Source organism: Nocardiopsis moroccensis, assembly GCF_055763695.1.
On the sequence record NZ_CP199747.1, the window covers coordinates 588,397 to 610,449 of the forward strand.

Annotated in this window: 21 protein-coding genes; 13 read left to right on the top strand and 8 right to left on the bottom strand. The window is 71.6% G+C overall.

Annotation, left to right across the window (positions count from 1 at the left end; translation table 11 throughout):
• Positions 1-69: 69 nt before the first annotated feature.
• Entirely contained in the window at positions 70-690 is a 621-nt protein-coding gene (locus ACUKCB_RS02450) for a nucleotidyltransferase family protein (RefSeq protein ID WP_473038810.1), read from the top strand.
• Here the strand turns inward: ACUKCB_RS02450 and ACUKCB_RS02455 are convergent.
• The 5 genes from ACUKCB_RS02455 to ACUKCB_RS02475 all read right to left on the bottom strand — a co-directional run bounded on the left by ACUKCB_RS02455 (position 677) and on the right by ACUKCB_RS02475 (position 6,384).
• A complete protein-coding gene (locus ACUKCB_RS02455) occupies positions 677-1,207 on the bottom strand; it encodes a hypothetical protein (RefSeq protein WP_473038811.1) in 531 nt (176 codons plus the stop codon). The genes ACUKCB_RS02450 and ACUKCB_RS02455 overlap by 14 nt on opposite strands.
• A gap of 83 nt (positions 1,208-1,290) precedes the next feature.
• Entirely contained in the window at positions 1,291-2,211 is a 921-nt protein-coding gene (locus ACUKCB_RS02460; RefSeq protein WP_473038812.1) for an aldose 1-epimerase family protein, read from the bottom strand.
• A 65-nt stretch (positions 2,212-2,276) separates the two neighbouring features.
• Positions 2,277-4,985 (bottom strand): serine/threonine-protein kinase, encoded by a 2,709-nt coding sequence (locus tag ACUKCB_RS02465; RefSeq protein ID WP_473038813.1) that lies wholly within the window; start codon positions 4,983-4,985, stop codon positions 2,277-2,279.
• Between the two features lie 266 nt (positions 4,986-5,251).
• A complete protein-coding gene (locus ACUKCB_RS02470) occupies positions 5,252-5,560 on the bottom strand; it encodes a DUF2470 domain-containing protein (RefSeq protein ID WP_473038814.1) in 309 nt (102 codons plus the stop codon).
• A 281-nt stretch (positions 5,561-5,841) separates the two neighbouring features.
• Positions 5,842-6,384: a YceI family protein gene (locus ACUKCB_RS02475; protein ID WP_473038815.1), complete on the bottom strand. Its 543-nt coding sequence runs from the start codon at positions 6,382-6,384 to the stop codon at positions 5,842-5,844.
• A 141-nt stretch (positions 6,385-6,525) separates the two neighbouring features.
• Between ACUKCB_RS02475 and ACUKCB_RS02480 the strand changes: the two genes are divergently transcribed.
• The 11 genes from ACUKCB_RS02480 (at position 6,526) to ACUKCB_RS02530 (ending at position 16,178) form a co-directional block, all read left to right on the top strand.
• Positions 6,526-6,996: a MarR family winged helix-turn-helix transcriptional regulator gene (locus tag ACUKCB_RS02480; RefSeq protein ID WP_473038816.1), complete on the top strand. Its 471-nt coding sequence runs from the start codon at positions 6,526-6,528 to the stop codon at positions 6,994-6,996.
• Positions 6,997-7,104: 108 nt separating this feature from the next.
• Complete coding sequence (locus ACUKCB_RS02485; RefSeq protein ID WP_473038817.1) at positions 7,105-7,812, top strand: SseB family protein; 708 nt, start codon at positions 7,105-7,107, stop codon at positions 7,810-7,812.
• Positions 7,813-7,951: 139 nt separating this feature from the next.
• Complete coding sequence (locus ACUKCB_RS02490) at positions 7,952-9,094, top strand: prepilin peptidase (RefSeq protein WP_473038818.1); 1,143 nt, start codon at positions 7,952-7,954, stop codon at positions 9,092-9,094.
• A gap of 51 nt (positions 9,095-9,145) precedes the next feature.
• On the top strand, positions 9,146-10,327 hold the full coding sequence (aroC, locus tag ACUKCB_RS02495) for a chorismate synthase (RefSeq protein ID WP_473038819.1): 1,182 nt from the start codon (positions 9,146-9,148) through the stop codon (positions 10,325-10,327).
• Between the two features lie 208 nt (positions 10,328-10,535).
• A complete protein-coding gene (locus tag ACUKCB_RS02500) occupies positions 10,536-11,054 on the top strand; it encodes a shikimate kinase (RefSeq protein WP_473040898.1) in 519 nt (172 codons plus the stop codon).
• Entirely contained in the window at positions 11,051-12,133 is a 1,083-nt protein-coding gene (gene aroB / locus ACUKCB_RS02505) for a 3-dehydroquinate synthase (RefSeq protein WP_473038820.1), read from the top strand. The genes ACUKCB_RS02500 and aroB overlap by 4 nt, the downstream gene beginning before the upstream one ends.
• A 158-nt stretch (positions 12,134-12,291) precedes the next feature.
• A complete protein-coding gene (gene efp / locus ACUKCB_RS02510) occupies positions 12,292-12,855 on the top strand; it encodes an elongation factor P (RefSeq protein WP_191272365.1) in 564 nt (187 codons plus the stop codon).
• Positions 12,855-13,268, top strand: coding sequence for a transcription antitermination factor NusB (gene nusB / locus ACUKCB_RS02515; protein ID WP_191272362.1), 414 nt, complete (start codon positions 12,855-12,857; stop codon positions 13,266-13,268). The genes efp and nusB overlap by 1 nt, the downstream gene beginning before the upstream one ends.
• A gap of 72 nt (positions 13,269-13,340) precedes the next feature.
• A complete protein-coding gene (locus ACUKCB_RS02520; protein WP_473038821.1) occupies positions 13,341-14,138 on the top strand; it encodes a methyltransferase domain-containing protein in 798 nt (265 codons plus the stop codon).
• An 84-nt stretch (positions 14,139-14,222) separates the two neighbouring features.
• Entirely contained in the window at positions 14,223-15,509 is a 1,287-nt protein-coding gene (gene dinB / locus ACUKCB_RS02525; RefSeq protein ID WP_473038822.1) for a DNA polymerase IV, read from the top strand.
• Between the two features lie 243 nt (positions 15,510-15,752).
• Positions 15,753-16,178, top strand: coding sequence for a DUF3040 domain-containing protein (locus ACUKCB_RS02530; RefSeq protein WP_473038823.1), 426 nt, complete (start codon positions 15,753-15,755; stop codon positions 16,176-16,178).
• A 305-nt stretch (positions 16,179-16,483) separates the two neighbouring features.
• Here ACUKCB_RS02530 and ACUKCB_RS02535 read toward each other — a convergent pair whose 3' ends face one another.
• The 3 genes from ACUKCB_RS02535 to ACUKCB_RS02545 form a co-directional block, all read right to left on the bottom strand.
• The gene (locus ACUKCB_RS02535) at positions 16,484-18,814 is read right to left on the bottom strand and encodes a transglutaminase TgpA family protein (RefSeq protein WP_473040899.1); all 2,331 of its coding nucleotides are present in this window, start codon (positions 18,812-18,814) and stop codon (positions 16,484-16,486) included.
• Positions 18,815-18,822: 8 nt separating this feature from the next.
• A complete protein-coding gene (locus tag ACUKCB_RS02540; RefSeq protein ID WP_473038824.1) occupies positions 18,823-20,082 on the bottom strand; it encodes a DUF58 domain-containing protein in 1,260 nt (419 codons plus the stop codon).
• Between the two features lie 64 nt (positions 20,083-20,146).
• Positions 20,147-21,139 (bottom strand): AAA family ATPase, encoded by a 993-nt coding sequence (locus tag ACUKCB_RS02545; RefSeq protein WP_473038825.1) that lies wholly within the window; start codon positions 21,137-21,139, stop codon positions 20,147-20,149.
• 482 nt (positions 21,140-21,621) lie between these two features.
• Here ACUKCB_RS02545 and mraZ point away from each other — a divergent pair, with 482 nt between their 5' ends.
• Positions 21,622-22,053, top strand: coding sequence for a division/cell wall cluster transcriptional repressor MraZ (gene mraZ / locus ACUKCB_RS02550; protein ID WP_191272349.1), 432 nt, complete (start codon positions 21,622-21,624; stop codon positions 22,051-22,053).

The following is a 22,053-nucleotide window of genomic DNA, read 5'->3' on the forward strand; positions in this document are numbered from 1 at the left end:
CCCCGATTCTTGTGTGCGGGCTGAACCAGGCGGGCCACCCGGGAGACCGGTCCGTGGCATCATCGCGTCATGGGTACTGGGGAGCCGGAGAACAGGGGAGCTGATCGTACGGGCCTGGTTGCGGGTCTGCTGTTGGCGGCCGGTTCTGGGAGCAGACTCGGCCGTCCCAAGGCCCTGGTGGAACTCGGTGGTGAACGCCTCGTCGACCGGGGCGCACGCATCCTGGGCCAGGGCGGCTGCGCCCCGGTCATGGTCGTGCTGGGTGCCGCGGACACCACCGTGGCCGGCGCCCTCACGGTGAACAACCCCGACTGGTCCACCGGTATGGGCTCCTCGGTCCGTGCCGGGATCGACGCCATGCCCGACACCGTCGACGCCTTCCTCGTCGCCCTCGCGGACCAGCCGCTGGTCACCGCCGAAGCCGTCCGACGCCTGGTGGAGGCCTACGAGCAGGGCGCCCGCGTCGCCGTGGCCACCTACAACGGCAACCCCCGCAACCCGGTGATGCTGGGTCGTGAGCACTGGTCCACGGTCTACTCGATGGCCGAACAGGACGTGGGCGCCCGCCCGTTCCTGCGCGCCTACTCCCACCTGGTCACCACGGTGGCCTGCGACGACGTCGCCAGTCCCGAGGACATCGACACCGAGGAGGACCTCGCCAGGTTGAGCGAGGTGCTCAAGGGCGTCTGAAACCGCTCCCGGAGGCGTCGAGTGCCTCGCCCAGTACTCGGACGGCCTTGGGTCCGACCCCGTGCATCGCCTTCAGTTCGGCCTCGGTCAGGGCCGCCACCTGGTCGAGGCTGGTGATCCCCGCGTCGACGAGCGCCCGGGTGGCGGGTCCGCCGATGCCCCGGGGCAGGTCCCCGACCTCGCCGGGGACCGCCTTCTGAGCGGCGAGCGCCCTCTCGGCCGGCGACGCGGGGGCGTGTGCCATCCAGGCACGCCGTACCCAGTGGTTCAGTTGTTGACCGTCGATGTCGGCCAGCGGCACCCGCACCTCGGCTCCCGAGGCCTGCGCCCCGGGGTGGGCGGAGAGGACCTCGGCGGCCTCCGCCTCGGGCAGGCGAAGCAGCACGCCGTCGCCCTCGTCCTTCGTCGCGAAGGCGGTCCCGTTCACGGTGAAGGCGATCACCCCGGGACGGACGGAGCGTTCGGCGGCCCCCGGATGGGACAGGGCCGTCCGCCGAAGCTGGGAAAGGGTCGTCATCGTCCCACTGTGGCATCCAACAGTGACGAACCGCCGGATCCCGGTGTCCTCCCGGGCACGGGCACGGCACCCTCCCCGACCTTTCAGAGCTGGTCGGCGAGGATCCCGAAGGTCCGTTCGACGCTCTCCCCAGGGTCCAGGACGAACAGGTCGCGGCCGCTGTTCAGGGCGTCGGGCGGACAGGTCATGGGTTCGGCGGCCAGGTGGGCGCGGTGGAGTCCGCCGCCCAGGGTGTCCGAGGTGAACAGCTGGAGCCACCCGAAACCCGGTCCGCACCACAGGGACACCCGGTGCTCGGGCCCGCTGAGGCGCACCCAGGCGCACCCGTCGGCGTCCCGTTCGAGGTCGGTGAAGGCGGTGTCCAGTACCGTGCTCCCCAGCTCCCGGGCGGGCGGGCGCAGGTCGAAACCGCTCCCGGCGACCGGCAGCGGGTCGCCCGCGGGCAGCAGCCGGGCGTCGGTGGGCTGGTAGCTGCCGACGGTGGCCTCCACGGTGACCTCGCCCCGCTCGGCGAGCTCGTGCAGCGGGGTGCCCAGGGTGAGGTACGGGTGGAAGCCCAGGCCGAACGGGGCCTCGGTGGCGCCGGTGTTGCGCGCCACGGTGGCGACGGACAGCCCCTCGGCGCCCAGCCGGTAGGTGACGGTCAGTTCCAGCGGGAACGGGTAGCCGGAGGTCCCGGGGAAGTCCAGCCGCAGGGCCACCGCCTCTTCGGACTCTTCCAGCGGAACCCACTCCAGGTCGTTGACCAGGCCGTGGATTGCCGATCCGGTGGCTTCTTCGTTGACGTCCAGCCGGTACCCGGTGCCCTGGAAGGTGTAGCGGCCCGAGCCGACCCGGTTGGGCCAGGGGGCCAGCAGCTGGCCCTGGAAGGCCAGGGGTCCCTCCCCGCGGGTATAGGGCCAGACCAGGTCGCGTTCACGCCAGGTGAGCTCCTGTAGTCCGGCCCCGATCCGGTCGATGCGCGCCCGGTACTCTCCGGCGCGCAGTTCGAACACTTCGCCCACCTGTCACTCCTCCGCTCGTCGCTGGACCGGGTGATCTTAGCGTGCCCGCGCCCGGCCGGGGCAGATCAACCGAGCAGACCGTCCAACGGGATGAGCACACCGGAACCCAGGGCCAGCAGCCCCGTCGAGAACACCACCACGAGCATCAGCAGTGAACCCGCGACCGCCAGGCGGAAGGCGCCCAGGCGGCGCCGCGCCTTGACCGTGGACCTGGCAGCGGTGCGGCCCAGTACCAGGAGCAGGACCGCCAGCAGCACCGGGAACCACCAGAGCGCATCGATCCCGCCGGGCAGCAGCCCGGTCAGCACAGCGGCCCCGTCGGCCACCGGGTTGTCGCTGAACTCCAGGAGCCCGGTGTAGGCGTCGGTGACGAACTCGCTCTCGGGGAAGAAACCGGCCTCGGGCCGCAGCGCCCGGCCCAGACCGTCGACCAGCCCCAGCAGGGCGGCCGGGTAGGCGAAGCGGCGGCACCTGCCCGCCCTCATCGCGCGCTGGATCTGGCCCATGGTCTTCTCGACCCGGCGGGCGGCCCGGTCCTGCCGACGCCGTTCCCCGGCGGCGACGGGCTCCTGCGGTCGGGTGGGGTCCCCGGACCGCGCCGGGTCGTCGGGCCGTGTGGCCGCGGCCCCCGCCCGCTGCTGTCTGGCGTTGGTGACCTTCTCCCGGGCGCTTCCCCAGCGTTCCCGGGCCGAACCGGCGAGGGCGGCCCACCGGTCCTGTCGGCGCGCCCTGCCGTCGGCGCGCTCGCGTTCGGCGATCGTGCCGCCGATCCGGGCGGCCTCGGGCAGCAGCAGAAGCGCGGTGAGCATCGCGCCCCGGCTGGCCAGCTGGTCGCCGCCGTCGCGTAGGGCGGTCTTGCGCTGCTCCAGCCACCAGGGCGCGTTCGGCGCGGCACTGCGCTGGCTGGGGTGCCAGGACTGGCGGCGCAGCAGCGACCGGTGCCGGGAGGCGGTCTCGGGGACCAGTACCAGCTCCACGGCCCGTGCCCAGGTGGAGTCGAGTTCGTGGGCGGCGGGGCGCCGGGGCGCGTCCGGGCCCGAACCCGCGACGCGCTCCAGGGTCTCGTGCACCCGTGCCATCAGGAGCGGGACCTCGTGCTGGACCCGTTCCAGCAGTGCGCACCGCCCCGAACCGCCGGAGCGGCAGCCGGGGTGCGGACACCAGTGCTGGGAGGCCAGGCCCACCACACCGGACTCCACCGCCTCGCGCACCACCGCGTGGCGGCTGGCCTCGCCGGTGGCCAGGGCCAGCAGGCCGTCGGCACTGATCTCGTGGCCGCGGAAACGCGGCGGCATGCCCGGTACGTAGCGGGCGGCCAGGGCGCTGATCGCGACGTGTGCGAGGTCGGGCCGGGCGTCCAGACCGGTGAGGTAGGCCCGGTCGAAGGTGTAGTCGTTGACTTCGCGGTCCAGCCAGGTCCGTAGCTCGGGCCAGTGGCTGCGCAGCCACATCGCGCCGGTGTCGGAACGGTCGATCAGGTCGAAGGCGAGGCTGGGCGGGTCCCCGTGGAGGGCCCCGGCGAAGTTGATGGGACGCATCCGGTGCGCGGTACGGATCTGCGGGCGTTCCCCGGCCAACCAGGCGGCGACCTCCTCGTGGCCCCATCGGGCGGAGGGTGCGAGGGTGAGCAGTCCGCGGGCGAGCAGGCGCCAGCGCTCGTCGGTGATCGCCGAGATGTCCACCTCGGTGTTGCGGGCGGTCAGCCAGTTCCCGCCGCGTTCGGGGCGGCGACCGGTGACGAGTTCGTGCACCATCACGCCCAGGGACCACCAGGCGGCCGGAGCCTCGCGGCGGCCCTCGATCACCTCGGGGGCGGCGTAGTCCTCGGTGACGGCCTGGCCGCCGTAGACCCGGCTCATGGTGGCGCGCACGGCACCGCCGAAGTCGGTGAGGGCGACCACCGGCGGGTCCAGGGAGCGGACCAGGAGGTTCTCGGGTTTGACGTCGGTGTGGTTGTGCTGGAGTTCGCCCTGCCAGTGGTGCAGGCAGTCGGCGACGGCACGGACCACGGCCTCGGCCCGCGCGTCGTCCATGGGCGCCTGGTTGATGACCTCGCGCAGGGTGCCCAGGGAGAAGTACTCCTGGGCCTCCCAGGCCAGGTCCTCGCCCCAGGAACTGGCCGCGGTCCCGTACCCGTGGATCGCCGGGGTGTACGGGGAGGCGGTGCCCCGCGCGCGCAGGCGGTCCAGGAGTTCGCGGTTGATGTCGTGGCCGGGGCGGTACACCTTCAGCGCGAGTCTGCGCCCGGGGGAGTCGGCGGGTTCCGCGAGGTAGACGACGGCCTCGCCGCCCGCGCCGACGTGGTCCAGGACCTGGTACCGGCGGCGGAGTTCGGCGGGAACCGCGTAGTCGAGGTCGCCCGCGGGCCCCACGACCACGCGTGAGACCAGGCGGGCCATCCAGTCCAGGAGGGGGCCGAACAGCACCCGCCACCACGGGCTGCGGGCCTCGGGCGCGCCATGGCCGGCGGTGGGACGTGACGAGGGGCGGCCTCCGCCCAGCGGTGTGGTGGGCGGGGCAGGCGGACGGGCCCGGGTGCCGTCGGCGGTGTCCCCGGGGAGGACGGTGGTGCGGTCGGTACCCGGGGGGACGACGCGGGTGGGCGCCTCGTCGGGCTGCGCGCCGGGCTGTGGTTCCGGTGGGGAGGCCCCCGGCCGGAGCACGCGGGTGACCCAACGCGTGGCCCCTGCCGCCGGGTTGGCCCGGGCGGCGGGTTGGGCGGGGTCGATCCGTTGGGTCGGTGCGTTCTCGTCACCGGGGTCGGGCGTGACCATCGGGTCCGGGGCCATCCTTCGGATAGGCGGTCGGTTGCGGACGTCCGGGGGGCTGGGGGAGGGGCGGACCCTTCCAGGTTAGGTCGTGCGCGTGCCGGATCGGAGTGATGGAGCCACTCCTGTCCCGGGGCGTCGGCCGATTCCCCTGGTAGCCCCTTCAACCGCGTTGGACTCCTCCGGTGCCGCTCTGGTTCCGGTTTCCGTCACCCGGTGTCACCGGCGTCCGCCCGGTGGCGTCGGCGGGGCCGGTACCCTCCCGGGGCGTCTCAGTGCTGTCCGCGCGGGGCGGTTCCGAGTTCGGCGCAGGCTTCCTGGTACATGCGGACGACCTCGGCGCGGATCTGGGCGCGTTCGGTGAGCGGTTCGGCCCAGGGGATGCGCACATGGTGTTCGGTGCCCTCGACGGTGACCGCGTAGTCGCCGCCCTCGCCGTCCAGGCCGGTCATCCGGGCGGCGGTGGCCTCGGGCCGGCCGCCCAGCGCGCGGCAGATGAGCAGCGTGTCCTCGGGGTGGTCACCGTTCATGTGGGCGGTGACGGCGGTGACGACCTCGGGGGAGAAGGGGGTGGACGGCACGGTGGGGCTCTCCTGCGGTTCTCGGCGCACGGGGTTGTGACATGTGAGTGCGGGGACGCACGGTTCGCAAACGTGAAGCGGGGGAGGGTCGTGTGGACCCTCCCCCGCTGACGATATCCGAGGCCTCACAGATTTCATGACGGGGTGTCGTCAAAAATCGGGGCGGTGGCCGCTCCCTCGGGCGGCCACGCTCGGACACCGTCTCCCTCCGAGGTCCTCCCCAGGTCCTCGGAGGTGTCCCGGCCGGGCGGTGGTGGAGCCGTGCCGGGACGATGTGCTGCCTAGTCCTGTCGGGTGAACTCGGCGTCGATCTCGATGTTGATCCTGTCGCCGACGACCACGCCGCCGCCGTCCATCGGCATCTCGATGTCGACGCCGAACTCCTTACGGCTGATGGTGGTGGTGGCGGAGAACCCCGCGCGGTCCAGGCCGTGGGGGTCCACGGTGGAGCCGTTGAACTCCAGGGCCAGTTCGACCGGGTGGGTGTTCTTCTTGATGGTCAGGTCCCCCTTGAGGACGAAGTCCTCGCCCTTGGCCTCCAGACCGGTGGAGCGGAAGGTGAACTCCGGGTGGTTGTCGGTCTCGAAGAAGTCCGCGGACCGGATGTGGTTGTCCCGGTCGCCGTTGTCGGTGTTGATCGAACCGGCGTCGATGGTGGCTTCGACGGAGGCCTTGGTGGGGTCCTCGGGCACGATCAGCGTGGCGTCGAACTTCTCGAAGCGGCCGCGGACCTTGCTCACCATCATGTGGCGGACGGAGAAGCCGACCACGCTGTGGGCGGCGTCGATCTTCCAGGTGCCGGGCTTGAGTTCCTGAACGGCCATGGTGTCTCTCCCTGTGTGTGGACGGCCCGGGCTGCGGGCCAACTCTCTACCTGAGAACAAAGTGCCTTAGAAGTATCTTCCTGGGAAGGAGTTTAGGTCTTCGGGTTCCAGGACGCAAGACCCCCTCGTTAGAATCAGGCCATGGACAAGGCCTGGCTCGAGCCCGACGAACAGGACGTCTGGCGTGGGTTCCTGCGCATGAACGCCTGGATCTACGACGAACTCGAACGCGACCTGCGAACCCGTGACGGTTTCTCGCTCATCGAGTACGGCATCCTCGCCCACCTCTCCGAGGCACCGCGGCAGCGCATGCGCATGCGGGTCCTCGCCGAGACCGTCATCGTTTCCAGAAGCCGCCTGTCCCACCAGATCGCCCGGCTCGAACGCGAGGGCCACGTGCGGCGGGAGCACTGCGAGGACGACCGGCGCGGACTGTGGGCGGTCCTCACCGAGCGGGGCGCGACCGCCCTCGACCGGGCGGCGCCGGGCCACGCGGCCCGGGTGCGGTCCCTGATGTTCGACCGGCTCTCCGACAGCCAGGTCGACCAGCTCAGGGGGATCGTCGACACCCTCGGCGGCGGGTATCCGGAGCAGGTCGGGGAACCCGAGTAGTCCGGGCGGGCCGGTGACCGGGCGCCTCCGCGGGGCAGGAGCGGGCACACCTTCCTGTCCGAGAAGCGGTCGCACGGCGGCCGCCCGCCCCGGGTAGGCTCGGACCCCGTGAGCAGACCATCGATCACCGGCGCCCAGAACTTCCGCGACGACGACGGCAGTGCCGACCCGGAAGTCGAGGCCCGCCTGCGCGACCACGCGGCGGGCAGGATCGGCGACCGCCAGGTCCTGACCGCCCTGAGCGGGTCCCGCGTGCTCGTGCCGGTGGTCGCCGTGGCCACCGAGACCGAGGAGGGCGCGGGCGGGCTCACCAAGGACAAGAACAGCGAGGTGGCCATCCCCGTCATGACCGGCAAGGACGGTCGGCGGGGGGTGCTGGCCTTCACCTCCGTGGACGCCGTCCGGCGCTGGCGCGCGGACGCCCGCCCGGTGCCCTTCACCACCCAGGACGCCTGCCGGGCCACCCTGGAGGAGAACGCCGACGCCCTGGTCCTCGACGTGTCCGGGCCGGTTCCGTACACCGTTCAGGGACGCTTCCTCACCCTGCTCGCCGAAGAGGGCGCCGTGCCCGAGCCCAAGGACGACCCGCAGGTCCTGGCGCTCATCTACCGGGTGACCCACGCCGAGTTCGGGATCGAGCGCGTACGCATCCACCCCTCCGAGCGCGGGGAGATCGGCATCCGCCTGGAACTGGACGAACGGGACGACGAGTCGCTGCGCCGCGTCGCCGAACGACTGAGCACCGAACTCCAGCACGTCCTGCCCGGAGGGGTCGAACTCAGCGCGGTGGTGCGCGCCCGACGCGATGGGGAATGATCCCCCGTCGGCCCCGTCCCGCCAGGAGGGGGCCGCGGGGGCGGGCGCCGGAGCAGGGGTGCGGGGCCCCTCCCGCCGGGTTGTCCACAGACCGCCGTAAGCACTGTCGCGGAGCGACCCCAACGGGTAACTTCCGAACATGCCCACCCCCTTGGCCTTCACGCTGTCCCCGCTGTTGTGGGCGGTCCTGGCGGCCGCCGTCCTCGGTGCGCTCGGCATCGTGGTCGGCCGTACCTTCGGCCGCCTCGTCCACCTCTTCGGTCCGGCCCGCCCGCCCGGGCCCGCGAGCACGGTGGAACCGGGGTCACCCGCCGCAGGGCCACCCGGTTCCGGGCCCGAGACCGGGCCGGGTGCCCCGTCCACCTCGCGGACGGCAGGGCGGGACCGGGTTCCGACAGGTGGCGACCCCCCGGCGCAGACCCTCCCGGGCCAGGCGCCCCCGAGTCGGCCCCGTCCCGCTTCGGAGAGTGCCACAGGCACGCACGCGGACCGGGAAGGCGCGCCTGACGTCCCGTCCGCCGTCTCTGAGCCCCTACCCTCCGACACCGCTCTCCCCCCTGATCCGGAGGAGGACGAGGACGGGCCGCCGCCGCCCTGTTGCCCGCACTGCCGAGTCGAACTCCGCTTCGTCCGCGGACTCCCGCTCGTCGCGGCCCGCCCCTTCCGCCAACGCGGCGCCTGCCCCCACTGTGAACAGCGCGTCCGCCCGCACACGGCGGTCGTCCTCACCACCGCCCTGCTCTTCGCGCTGGTCGGAGCCCTCACCCCGTGGCACCTCTGGACCTGGTCGCCCTTCGGCCTGCTGGCGGTGCTCTGGCTCGTCGCGCTCGGAGTCCCCCTGGCCGTCATCGACCTGCGGGTCATGCGCCTGCCCGATGCCCTCGTGGCCCCCGCCTACCCCGCCGCGGCCCTCCTCCTGGCCGCTGCGGTGCTCCTCCCGCCCGCCGGCCCCGACACCGAACGCGGTGCCCAGGCCCTCGTCGGCATGGCCCTCATCACGGTCCTGTACTGGCTGATGTGGCGGATCAGACCGGGTGGGCTCGGTTTCGGCGACGTCAAACTGTCCGGGCTCACCGGTCTCTACGCGGGCTGGGCCGCCGGCCCTGTGGGCGCGCTGGTCGCCGCCTTCTGGGCCTTCACCGCCTTCTCCCTGCTCGGCCTGGCCCTGCTGGTTCTGCGACGGATCACCCGGGCCGAACCCCTGCCGCTGGGCCCGTTCATGCTCTGCGCCGCACTCATCACCGTTCTGGCAGGGCAACCGCTGCTTCCGAACACGTCCTAACCGTGATCCCGGTGGCGACCCCGGGGTGTGATCCGTGGGAGGATCGTGCACATGTTGCGTTGGCTGACCGCGGGGGAGTCCCACGGACCTGCACTCGTCGCGATTCTGGAGGGCCTTCCGGCCGGTGTGTCCGTCACCTCTGACGACATCGCCGCCGCACTGCTCCGCCGCCGCGCCGGGTACGGTCGGGGCGCCCGGATGAAGTTCGAGAAGGACCAGGTCTCCGTCATCGGAGGCATCCGGCACGGCATCACCCAGGGTGGGCCGGTCGCGATCGAGGTCGGAAACACCGAGTGGCCCAAATGGGAGAAGGTGATGTCGCCGGACCCGGTCCCCGCCGAGGAACTGGACGGCGTGGCGCGCAACGCGCCGCTCACCCGCCCCCGTCCCGGCCACGCCGACCTCGTCGGCATGCAGAAGTACGGGCACACCGAGTCCCGACCGATCCTGGAGCGCGCCAGCGCCCGCGAGACCGCGGCCCGGGTCGCGGTCGGCGAGGTCGCACGGCAGTTCTGCCGCCAGGCGCTCGGCGTCGAGATCCTCAGCCACGTGGTCTCCATGGGACCCGTCGCCGTTCCGGAGAACGCTCCCGAGCCGCAGCCGCAGGACCTCGCCGCGATCGACGAGGACCCGCTGCGCTGCTTCGACGCCCGGACCAGCGCCCGCATGGTCGAGGAGGTCGACGACACCAAGAAGTCCGGGGACACCCTGGGCGGAGTCGTCGAGGTACTCGCCTACAACCTGCCGCCCGGGCTGGGCAGCCACGTCCACTGGGACCGCCGTCTGGACTCCCGCCTGGCCGGGGCTCTCATGGGCATCCAGGCCATCAAGGGCGTGGAGGTCGGTGACGGCTTCCGCACCGCGGCCCGCCGCGGCTCCGAGGCCCACGACGAGATCGAACCGGGTCCCGACGGCGTGCGCCGCCGCACCAACCGCGCGGGCGGTGTCGAAGGCGGCATGTCCACCGGCGACCCGCTGCGCGTGCGTGCCGCGATGAAGCCCATCGCCACCGTGCCCAAGGCGCTGGACACCGTCGACATCGAGACCGGCGAATCCACCAAGGCCAACCATCAGCGCAGCGACGTCACCGCGGTCCCCGCCGCCGGTGTGGTCGCCGAGGCCATGGTCGCCCTGGTCATCGCCGAGGCCGCCATCGAGAAGTTCGGCGGTGACTCGCTCTCCGAGACCGCCCGCAACCTCCGGGGCTACCTGGACTCACTGGAGATCCGCTAGAACGACCGGCCCGTCCCCACCGGAGGACGGGCCGCCCTCCTCCCGGTCCCCCGGGCCCCCGCCCCGCCGCCGTCCACTGCCCGGTCGACTCCGGGTCGGCGGTGCCGGTGTTTCTGCTAGACAGGGGACACACGGTAGAGATTTCCTCCCCGCCCCCGTGGGGAGCGACACCCCCAGAGGTAGGCAGAGCGTGGCAAGAGCGATCGCGGTGCTCATCGGTTCGCCCGGTTCGGGCAAGTCCACCGTCGGTGAGGCGCTGGCCCGCCGCCTCGGCGCGGACCTGTTGTGCACCGACACCGAGATCGAGAAACGGGCGGGCAAGCCCATCAGCGACATCTTCATCCAGGACGGCGAGGAACACTTCCGGGCCCTGGAACGCGAGGTGGTCGCCGAGGGGCTGCGCGCCTGGGAGGGCGTCATCGCGGTCGGCGGCGGCGCGGTGCTGAACGAGGACACCCGCAGGGACCTCGCCGACCACCACGTGGTCTACCTCCAGGTGGAGTTCGGTGAGGCGGCCAAGCGCGTCGGGATGGACGTGGCCCGCCCCCTGCTGTCCGGGAACCCGCGCACCCAGCTGCGCAAACTCCTCAACGAGCGGCTGCCCGTCTACGAGGGCCTCGCCACGGTGACCGTGCCCACGACGGAGTACCACCCCGAGGAGATCGTCGACAGCATCGTGCCCTCCCTCCCCGAGGGGCCCCGGACCAGTGGAAAGGCCGAGAAGTGACCGCGACCCGGATCGGTGTGGGAGAGCCCACCGGACGCTACGACGTGGTGGTCGGCAGCGGGGTCCTCTCCGAGTTGCCCTCCCTGGTCGGCGACGCCGCGCAGGTGGCGGTCATCCACCCCGAAGGACTGGGCGAGATCGCCCGCCCCGTGGTCGGCGCTCTGGAGGAGGCCGGTTACCGGGTGCTGCCCATGCCGGTACCCGACGGCGAGGCCGCCAAGACCGCCGCCGTCGCCGTCGACCTGTGGTCGCGTCTGGGCGGGGCCAACTTCACCCGCAGCGACGCCGTGGTCGGTGTGGGCGGCGGGGCCGCCACCGACCTGGCCGGGTTCGTCGCCGCGACCTGGCTGCGCGGGGTCCGTTCGGTGCTGGTGCCCACCACCCTGTTGGGCATGGTCGACGCCGCGGTCGGCGGCAAGACCGGTATCAACACCCCCGAGGGCAAGAACCTCGTGGGCGCCTTCCATCCCCCGGCCGGGGTGCTCTGCGACCTCGCCACCCTGCCGAGCCTGCCCGGAGCCGACTACATCGGCGGACTGGCCGAGATCATCAAGGCCGGGTTCATCGACGACCCCGCCATCTGCGATCTGGTCGAGGACGACCCCGAGGGCGCCACCATCCCCGAGGGCAGGCACACACGCGAACTCATCGAACGCGCCATCCGGGTCAAGGCCGACGTGGTCTCCGGCGACCTCCGGGAGAGCGGCCGCCGTGAGATCCTCAACTACGGCCACACCCTCGGGCACGCCATCGAACGTGCCGAGAACTACACCTTCCGGCACGGCTACGCGGTCTCCATCGGCATGGTCTTCGCCGCCGAACTCGCCCGCCTGGACGGCCGGATCGACGACGCCCTGGTCCAACGGCACCGGTCGTTGCTCACCTCGGTGGGTCTGCCCGTCAGCTACGCCGCCGAGTCCTGGCCCGAGCTGCGTGCCACCATGGCCGTGGACAAGAAGGCCCGCGGAGCCACCCTGCGCTTCGTCGTCCTGGACGGCCTGGCCGTGCCCGCGATCCTCAGCGGACCCGCACCTGAGCTGCTGAACGAGGCCTACCAGGCGGTCGTGAACGGTTCCTGAGTCCCCGGGACCCACTAGACTGACCGGAGGCGAGGAGTGTCCGGGGCCGTTTTCAGCACAACCGACCGCCACGGGAACCGCGCCTCGCCCCACTGACCACCGACCGGACCAGCGAGTCCGGTCTCCGACGTGTCACACCCCTTGGAGAGACGACCGAAGTGGCCTCGACGAACGACATCAAGAACGGCACGACCCTGCGGCTCGACGGCGGCGTTCTCTGGAACGTCCTTGAGTTCCAGCACGTCAAGCCGGGCAAGGGCGGCGCGTTCGTCCGTACCAAGCTGAAGAACGTCCTCACGGGCAAGATCGTCGACAAGACCTTCAACGCCGGTGCCAAGGTCGAGTTCGCCAGCGTCGACCGCCGTGACATGGAGTACCTGTACCACGACGGTGACTCCTTCGTCTTCATGGACACCCAGACCTTCGACCAGATCCCGGTCTCCGAGGCCGTGGTCGGCGACGCCAAGGGCTTCCTCCTGGAGAACACCAAGGTCACGGTGGCCATCAACGAGGGCAACCCGCTCTACATCGAAATGCCCGCCGCCGTCGAGCTGGAGATCACCCAGACCGACCCGGGCGTCCAGGGCGACCGCTCCACCGGCGGCACCAAGCCCGCCACCCTCCAGACCGGCGCCACCATCCAGGTGCCCCTGTTCGTCACCACCGGCGAGCGCGTCAAGGTCGACACCCGCACGGGCGACTACCTCGGGCGTGTCAACTGATGAGTGGTGCACGGCGTAAGGCCCGTCGGCGCGCGGTGGAGGTCCTCTACGAGGCCGAGGTGCGCGGCACCTCGGTGGAAGACGTCATCAAGCGGCGCCGGGCCCAACCCGAGCCGCCGATCAACGAGTTCACCGAGCGACTCGCCCGCTCCGTCGACGAGCGGCGTGAGCGGATCGACGAGCTCCTGGACAGCTACGCCATCGGATGGACCCTGGAGCGGATGCCGGTCGTCGACCGCAACATCCTACGGATGGGCGCCTACGAACTACTGTGGGCCGAGGACATCCCCGACGGTGTGGCGATCGCCGAGGCCGTCGGCGTGGCCAAGGAGCTCTCCACCGACGAGTCGCCCAACTTCATCAGCGGACTTCTGTCTAGGCTGATGGAGAACAAGTCGACGCTCTCGCTCTGAGGCCTCGCCGAGGCCGGGGCGGGCGGACCAGCCCCCTTCGGGGCCGGGCACTAGCTGATTGAGGGAACGCAGGTGACTGACAGGAGCGGCACGTCCGCGACCGCGGCAGGCGGTTTCGGTACGAGCGGTGTGACCGGTCCCGCGCGGGTGGCCAACGCCGCTCGGACCGCCGTGGTGTGGGACGCGCTCTCGCAGCTGCTGGCCCGCCTCTCCGACGGCGAGCCCCTGGAGATCGTCGACGCGGGCGGCGGCACCGGCGGCGCCGCCGTCCCGCTCGCCGAGCTCGGTCACCGCGTGACCGTCGTCGAGCCCAGCCCGGACTCCCTGGCCGCCCTGGAGCGCCGCGCCGCCGAAAGCGGTGTCGCGGTGCGCGGCGTCCAGGGGGAGACCCAGGACCTGGCCTCGCTGTTCCCGGCCGACAGCGCCGATCTCGTGCTGGTGCACAACGTGCTCGAGTACGTTGACGAGCCCGCTGCCGCGCTGGCTGACGTCGCCGGTATCACGCGCCCCGGCGGTGCGGTCAGCCTTCTGGTGACCAACGCCGTCGCCGGCGCCCTGCACCGTGCCCTGGCCGGGCACGTCACCGAGGCGCAGCACCTGCTCTCGGACCCCGACGGGCGCTGGGGCGAGGCCGACCCCATGCCCCGGCGGCTCACCCGCCGGCAGCTCCTGGAACTGATCAACCACTCCGGTCTGACCGGGGAGAGCGTCCGCGGGGTGCGCGTGTTCGCCGACGTTCTGCCCGGGCACGCATGGGAGGGCGACGCCCAGGCCGGGCAGCGCCTGGTGGAGCTGGAGAAGGCCGCCGCCGACCACCCCGAGCTGATCGGCATCGCCACCCAGTTGCACGCCGTCGCGTTCAAGTCCTAGCTCCCGCGGACCCGGGGCCGGGGTGACCGGTCCCGGACCCGTTTTGGGGGGGCAGCGGCTCCGGGCAGGACATAACCTGGGCTCATGAGCCGACGTCAACTGGAACGCGGTGCCGCCCTGCGCGGCATGGTCTCCCCGGACGGCATCGCGCCGTTGGGCGCGGACTTTCCGGTGGACGGTTCCGGCCCGGATGAGGACTGCCACGTCCTGCACCTGGACATGGACGCGTTCTTCGCGAGCGTGGAACAGCTGCGCCACCCCGAGGCGCGCGGCCGCCCCGTGATCGTGGGCGGCACCGGCCCGCGCAGCGTGGTCTCCTCCGCCGACTACATTGCCCGCCGCCACGGCGTGCACTCGGCGATGCCCATGGCCCAGGCGATGCGGCTGTGCCCGGACGCCCTGGTCTACCCGCCGGACGGAGCCGCCTACCGGCAGGCCTCCGAGGCGGTCATGGACATCCTGCGCTCGGTGACGCCCCTCGTGCAGCCGCTGTCGCTGGACGAGGCCTTCCTGGACGTCTCCGGTTCCCGCCGCCGTCTCGGCGGTCCCGTGCGTATCGCGGCGATGATCCGTGAACGGGTCCGGCGGGAGCAGCGCCTCACCTGCTCGGTCGGGGTCGCCGCCACCCGTTTCGTCGCCAAGCTCGGCTCCACCCACTGCAAACCCGACGGATTGCTGCTGGTTCCCACAGCCGCGGTGCACGGCTTTCTGGACCCCCTGCCCGTCGGGGCGCTGCCCGGGGTCGGGGACAAGACCGAACGCACACTCGCCCGGCTGGGGCTGCGCACGGTCGGCGCCCTGGCCCGGGCCGACACCCAGCTGCTGCGCATGGAGCTCGGTGAGAGGGCCGGTACCCGCCTGGCCGAGCTCGCCCGGGGCGAAGACCCCAGCCCGGTCCTGTCGGAGACCCAGGACAAGAGCGTCGGCGCGGAGGAGACCTTCGCGGAGGACGTCGTCGACCCGGGGCTGATCGACCGGGAGCTGCTGCGCCTGTCTGAGAAGGTCGCGCACCGCCTGCGCGTCTCCGGCCAGGTGGGGCGGACGGTGAGCGTGAAACTGCGCAGGGCCGACTTCTCCACGATCACCAGAGCGAGGACCCTCTCCGAGAGCACCGATGTGGCTCGGGAGATCAGCACGGTGGCGCGTGCGCTCTACGCGGCGTCGGGGTTGAAGGGGTCGCCGTTGCGCCTGGTGGGAGTCCGGATGGAGGGGGTCGCCCCGGTGGAGCACGCGCACCGGCAGTTGGCCCTGGGGGAGGAGGACACCGGTTGGCGTGACGTTGAACGGGTTATGGACCGGGTGAAGGCACGTTTCGGTCCAGGCGCGATACAGTCGGCCGTATTGGCCAAGCGTGACGAAAACGACGTATGATGCGGCAACTTCCGGGGGCCTCCGAGCGTTATCGGAGTAGAACCGGAGTCAGGGTAAGAAGAGAGGCATGGAAGCCGGTGTTTCCGATACAGGGCGAGGGTATCGTGGCCGTAGTGGGTCAGGTACACACGCAGCTTTTCTTTCCACCAGGCGCTAGTGCACCGTATTCTGGGCATACCACTGACCAAGAGACTGTTCATCAGTACCCGTCACCCCAACCGGGGACTGCAGTAGGGAGGCGCCGTGCCGCTCTCTGAACACGAGCAGCGCATGCTCGACCAGATCGAGCAGGCGCTGTATGCCGAGGACCCGAAGTTCGCGAACACTGTTCGGCAGACGAACCCGGGAGTCCATTACAAGCGCTGGATCATCAAGGCCGGAATCGGCTTCGTACTCGGCATGGGACTGCTGCTCCTGGGCCTGCTGTTGAGCAACCCGGACTCGTCGCTGGCGATTCCGGTCACCATCAGTGTCCTCGGGTTCATCTTCATGCTGGCCTCCTTCCTGCTGGGCGCCAACGCCTGGCGCAAGTCCGCCGGCGGCGGTGCGGAGGCGATGATGGCCGAGGCCGAGGCCGAGCCCAGACACAAGCGCAGGGGCGGCAAGCGCCCGGGCATGATGAATCGCTTCGAGGAGCGGTGGCGTCGCCGCCAGGAGGGCGAGGAGTAGGAACTCGCCTCTGTCGGGCTCCGGCCCCTGTAGCCGGACGGGCACTGTGAACACTCGTGTGTTCCGTGACGGTGGGGCCCGCACACGGTAACCGTGTGCGGGCCCCACCGTTCTTTCGCGTCCTCTTCTCCGGTGCCCTCTCCCGTCGCACCCACGCGTCTCGCGCTCCTGACCTGACCGGGCCCCGTTTCCGGTGCCTTCCGGGCTCGTGCGTTCCACCGGTCTCCGGGTCGGCCCCCGGCCGGAGCTCAGGTGGGCGGCTCGCGAGCGCACCGCCGGCACCACCACAGCCCGGGCGGGCCCGATCAGGGGACGACGGGAGCGGCCGCGGCCCCGATCCGGGGACGGCGCCACGGTGCCAGGGAACGCGGGAGGAGGACGGCGCACCACCGGTCACCTCCGGCCGCGGCGGCGGCCAGCCCGGACCGGGCCGTACCCAGGTCCTCGGCCAGTCGACCGTCGCCCACGGGGTCGGGAGCGTACCGAGCCGACTCCTCCGCCAGGGCCAGGCGCCACAGAGCGTCCCGGACGTCGGTCGGAAGCGGGGCCCCGTCCCGCCCGAGGGCGCTCAGGCGCAGGACGGTCGCCCGCGGGCTTTCCGTGAGCGACCAGCCCACCCCCAGGTCGATACAGGTGTCGCGTAGCTCCCGCCACGCCGTGTGTGCGCCGGAGGCTCCGGGCGAGGCCAGCGCGGACCTGCGCGACCAGCGAACCAAACCCCGGGCCAGAGCCGGGGCGGCCAACAACAGCAGACCGCCGAGCAGGCCCCCGACCACCGGCTGCCACGGCATCCCGGTGGTGTTTCCGGCGTCGTCCGCCGTGCCGCCGGCCGCCTCGGTGGGTTCCTCCTCGGCGGATCCGCTCTCCTCGGGAGAGGGCCGGGGCTCCTCCTCGTCCGTCTCGCTCGGCTCGGGCGCATCGCGCTCCGAGGGTTCGGTGTCGGGAATCGGTGCGGGGTCGACATCGGCGCCGGAGGTGTACTCGGGAACCGAGGCCGAACCCTGCCCGCGGGAGGAGGAGGGGGTGGGCTCGAAACGCACCCAGCCCGTCCCCTCGAAGTACAGCTCGGGCCAGGCGTGCGCGTCGCCGACGGACACGGACCAGCGGCCGTCGCCCATCTGCTCACCCGCGGTGTAACCCACCGCGACCCGGGCCGGGATGTCGGCCTGACGGGCCATGATCGCCATCGCTCCGGCGAATTGCTCGCAGTAGCCGATCCGGTCCTCCATCAGGAAGTGGACCAGGGGGTCGGCGTCGCTGGGGACCGAGGGCGGGCTCAGGTCGTAGGTGAAGGAACCGCCGGTGAAGAAGTCCTGGAGAGCGGTGGCGCGCTGGTAGGCGGAGTCGGCGTTCTCGGTCAGGGAGTCGGTGAGTTCCCGGACGCTCTCGTCCAGGTCCCGGGGGAGGTCCAGGTAGTCGCGGGAAAGGGAGCGGGGCACTCCGGCCTCGGCCAGGGCCTCGGCGTCGGGCTCGGCCTGGGCCGACTCGGCGGTGAAGCTGAACCCCGTCGGGGGTGTGTCGGTGGTGAAGACCATCAGGGTGTCGGAGTCCACGTACCAGTCACCGGACACCTCGACCGAGCGTGTGGGATAGGGCAGGGGCAGGAACTCCATCCGGGGGGCGTCGGACTCCAGGGACACCTGGGTGGTGACCGGGGTTCCGGTGTCCTGGTCCCAGCCCTCGGGGAGGGGGAGGACGTCGTCGAGGCCGGAGTCACGGCCTGCGTAGACCGGGGACATCGTCCAGTTCTCGCCGTCGAACTCGTCCAGGACGTAGGTGCGCAGGTACTCGGGGGAGTCGGAGTCCGAACGGTAGGTCAGCACGGTCCGGTCGGAGGAGGAGGCCAGGTCGCGGCGGAGTGAGACCAGCGGGTGCGTGGTGGTCACGTTGTCGCCCGACCCGAACTGGGTGTCGTCGGCCATCGTGTAGAAAGCGTCGGTCCTCAGGGAGGGCACCGCCAGGGGCAGGACCAGGGCCACAACGATCGCTGTGGACGCGGCGGCGCCCACGGTGGCCAGCCGGACGGCCCGAGCGTTGAACCGGCTCGCGGGGTCGGGCCCGTCCGGGACCATCACCCCCCACGAGCGGCTCCGGACCCACATGTCCGCGGCGAGCAGGGCGAGGAAGCCGGCGGCGCACACCCCGGCCTGCACCCAGGTCAGGCCCGTGTCGTCCACGGTGAGTGGAACCAGGAGCAGCGCCAGCAGCAGACCGCCGACCATCCCCGGGCAGCGCGCTGTCACGGCCAGGAAGTCCGAGGTCACCGCGAACACCAGGAAGGTCAGCGCGATGATCATTCGCAGGCCCTCGGAGGGCACGACCGGGGCTGCGCTGACGTTGATGTTGTGCACGCCCTGCTCGAACAGGGCCCAGGCGTGCCCGAAGGTGGCCGGGGTGGGCACGACACCGAGGAAACCCGTCCCCGGCGCGAACAGCGGGGTGAACAGCAGGGCCGCCGCGAACACCTGGAGGAAGGGCACCGGTAGGGAGTTGCGGCCGCTCAGCCGGTACAGGGCGGACACGGCGGTCGTGGCGGCCATGAGAAGGGCGGCCGGAACCCACCAGTCTCCGCCGCGCACCAGCCCGCCCAGCAGGGGCAGCGCGGCCAGCATCGAGACCAGGGTGGCCAGGGGCATCAGTGCTCTCAACGGGACCCCTCCCAGGGGGCGCGAGCCCCTGCGCGAGCCGGGCGGCCCCCACCGGTGGGGGAGGTCGCACGGTGCCACAGCGGGGGCAGTTCGGTGGGGTCGGAAACGGGCACCACGCGCCAACCGTTGGCCGTCAGCAGCTCGGCGGTGCGCCGGAGGTCCTCGGCCGAGGACCAGGCGGCCCGGGCGCACAGCACCGCCACGTGCAGCCCGGACCCGTTGACCCGGGACAGGGCCAGGGCGTCCTCCGCGGAGAGGGCGCCCAGGACAGCGACCACCAGCCGGGCCGAGACACCCCGGGCCCCCTCCAGGGCGCTGATACCGCCCTGCAGACCGGCGGTCTCGGAGGACTCCACGGTCGCGAGCCCGTCCAGCACCCCGGAGGTGTTCTCGGTGTGCAGACGGCCCCGTTCGGTGTGCAGGCGCAGCTCGTGCCCGGTGTCGAGGAGGTTCACCGCGACCGAGGCGGCCACGCTGACCGCGGTCTCCAGCGAGCTCCAGGGCCCATCGCCGGAGTGCGCTCCGTACCGGGTGTCCAGCAGCAGGGTGCTGTGCTCCCGCCAGTGCTGTTCGTCCCTGCGCACCATCAGTTCGCCGTGCTTGGCCGTGGAGCGCCAGTGCACCCGGCGCAGTTCATCGCCGTGGCGGTATTCACGGGGGATGGGGTCCTGCTCGCCGACCCCGGTCACCGACCGACGCGGTGTGTTCTCCCCCAGGGAGCCGTCCGACGCGCTGAGCGGGGCGAGCGCGACCACCGGCGGGGTCACCAACAGGGGTGTGGGTGCTCCGACCATGCGGGTCACCCGGACACAGCCCAGGGGGTCCAGCACGCTCACCCGCAGGGGCCCCACCGGGTAGCGGCCGCGGACCGCGGGGCGTACCAGGTAGGTGACGTCGCGGACGGCGCGCGGGGGCAGGTGTCCCACCGTGTAGCGCGGTTCGTAGCCGAGCCGGACCGGGAGGGTGTCCTCGATCCGCACCCAGCTGACCGGCCAGCTCGGGGAGGAGTTGCCGATCCGGACGAGGACCCGGGTGTCGGTTCCGGCCGGGACGCGCTGCGGGCGCAGGGCCCGGCTGTGCACCACGCGGCCGGTCGCGCCCAGCACGGTCAGGGCGGAGACCGGCGGTACCAGGGCCAGGAAGAGGCCCACACCCACCAGTTCCCGTTGGCCGATGACGAAACCGCACACGAGCGCCACCACGCCGAAGAACAGCATCAGGCCGCCGCGGGCGGTGAGGGTTCGGTGCGGGCGCATGACCGTCTCTCGGGGTCGGGGGACTCTTCGGGGCGGCGGGTGGACGCCGGGGGGAGGGGTGGGGTCAGCGGGGCCCGGGCACGGGGAGGCGGGCGACCAGCTTGGCGACGATCTGCTCGGCGCTGAGCCGCTCCATCTGGGCCTCGGGGCCGGGGAGCAGCCGGTGGGCCAGGACGGGCACGGCCAAGGCCTGCACGTCGTCGGGGACGACGTAGTGGCGCCCCTCCAGGGCCGCGTGGGCCCGTGCGGCGCGTACCAGGTGCAGGGTGGCGCGGGGCGAGGCACCCAGGTTGAGCTCGGGGGCGGTCCGGGTGGAGTTGACCAGGTCGACGACGTAGCGGCGCATACCCGGCGCCACGTGGACGCCTTGGATCCGGTCCACCAGGGAGCGGATCTCGGCCGTGTCGGTGACGGGGGTCAACTGTTCCAGGGGCGACCGGGAGCCGTGGGTGTCGATCATGTCCAGCTCGGCCTGGGGCGAGGGGTAGCCCACGGAGACACGCGCCATGAACCGGTCCCGCTGTGCCTCGGGCAGGGCGTAGGTGCCCTCCATGTCGGCCGGGTTCTGTGTCGCGACCACCATGAACGGCCGTTCCAGCTCCCGGGTCTGCCCGTCGACGCTGACCTGCCGTTCCTCCATGCACTCCAGGAGGGCCGACTGGGTCTTGGGCGAGGCGCGGTTGATCTCGTCGCCGAGCACGATGTTGGCGAACACCGGTCCGGGGTTGAACTCGAACTCGTTGCGGTCCTGGTGGTAGACGCTGACCCCGGTGATGTCGCTGGGCAGCAGGTCCGGGGTGAACTGGACGCGCTGCACGGAGCAGTCCACGGCACGGCCCAGCGCCTTGGCCAACATGGTCTTTCCCACACCGGGGACGTCCTCGATGAGGAGGTGGCCCTCGGCTAGAAGGACGGTGAGCGCGATGCGCAGCACCTCGGGTTTGCCCTCGATGACCGTCTCGATCGCGCCGCGGACGCGGTCGGCGACGGTGACGACGTCACCGACGTCCCCCAGGACGCCGCCCCCGTGACCGTCGTGCTGTGTGCCGAGTGACACGAGACCCCTCTCACTCACTATGTCCCGGTGTATCGATCCGAGGCTAGGGCCAATCAGACCGATTGCAAACCAAAGTGCCGGAATCGGTCTCCGGATGATTCCCCTGGGCATCGATGTGGTCAAAGCTTCGGAACCGTTCCCCTGATCACTGGCGGGAGAGCCGTTCACGATAACGGGACGGATGCGGAAAACCCCCGAATGTCGCCCTCCGAACGCCGCGGTTCCGGGTCCTGACCCGCGCCGGGGCGACGCGGGCTGTTCCGGGCGGACGGGCAGGTCGGGCCCGAGCAACGGGAGGCTCCGGTGCGACGCACGGGGGCCCGGGCTGACCCCATTCGCACCTCGACGTTATGACCTGCGCATTTGTCGTTTCTTGGGTTGGTGGGGCCCGATTGAAGCTGTTGACGGTGGGGAGGAGTGGAGTAGGGTGGAGCATCGTGGAGAGGGCGAATTCTCCACTCGGGAGTGAGGGAGGTGAGCGTGTGTTTCTCGGCACCCACACACCTCGCCTCGACCAGAAGGGACGGCTGTTCCTTCCTGCGAAGTACCGCGACGAACTGTCGGGGGGGTTGGTGATCACGAAAGGCCAGGAGCGCTGCCTCTACGTCTTTCCGGTGGCCGAGTTCAGCCGCATCACCGACGCCCTGAGCTCCGCCCCGGTCACTGCCAAGGCGGTCCGCGACTACAGCCGCGTCCTCTTCGCCAGCGCGTCGGACGAGTCCTGTGACAAACAGGGCAGGGTCACGGTCCCTCCGAAGCTGCGCGAGTACGCGGGCCTGGACCGCGACTGCGTCGTCATCGGTGCCAACACGCGTCTGGAGATCTGGGACGCCGCCGCGTGGTCGGAGTACGAGACGGACCAGGAGCAGGCGTTCTCGCAACTCTCGGAGGAGGTGCTGCCCGGGGTGCTGTGA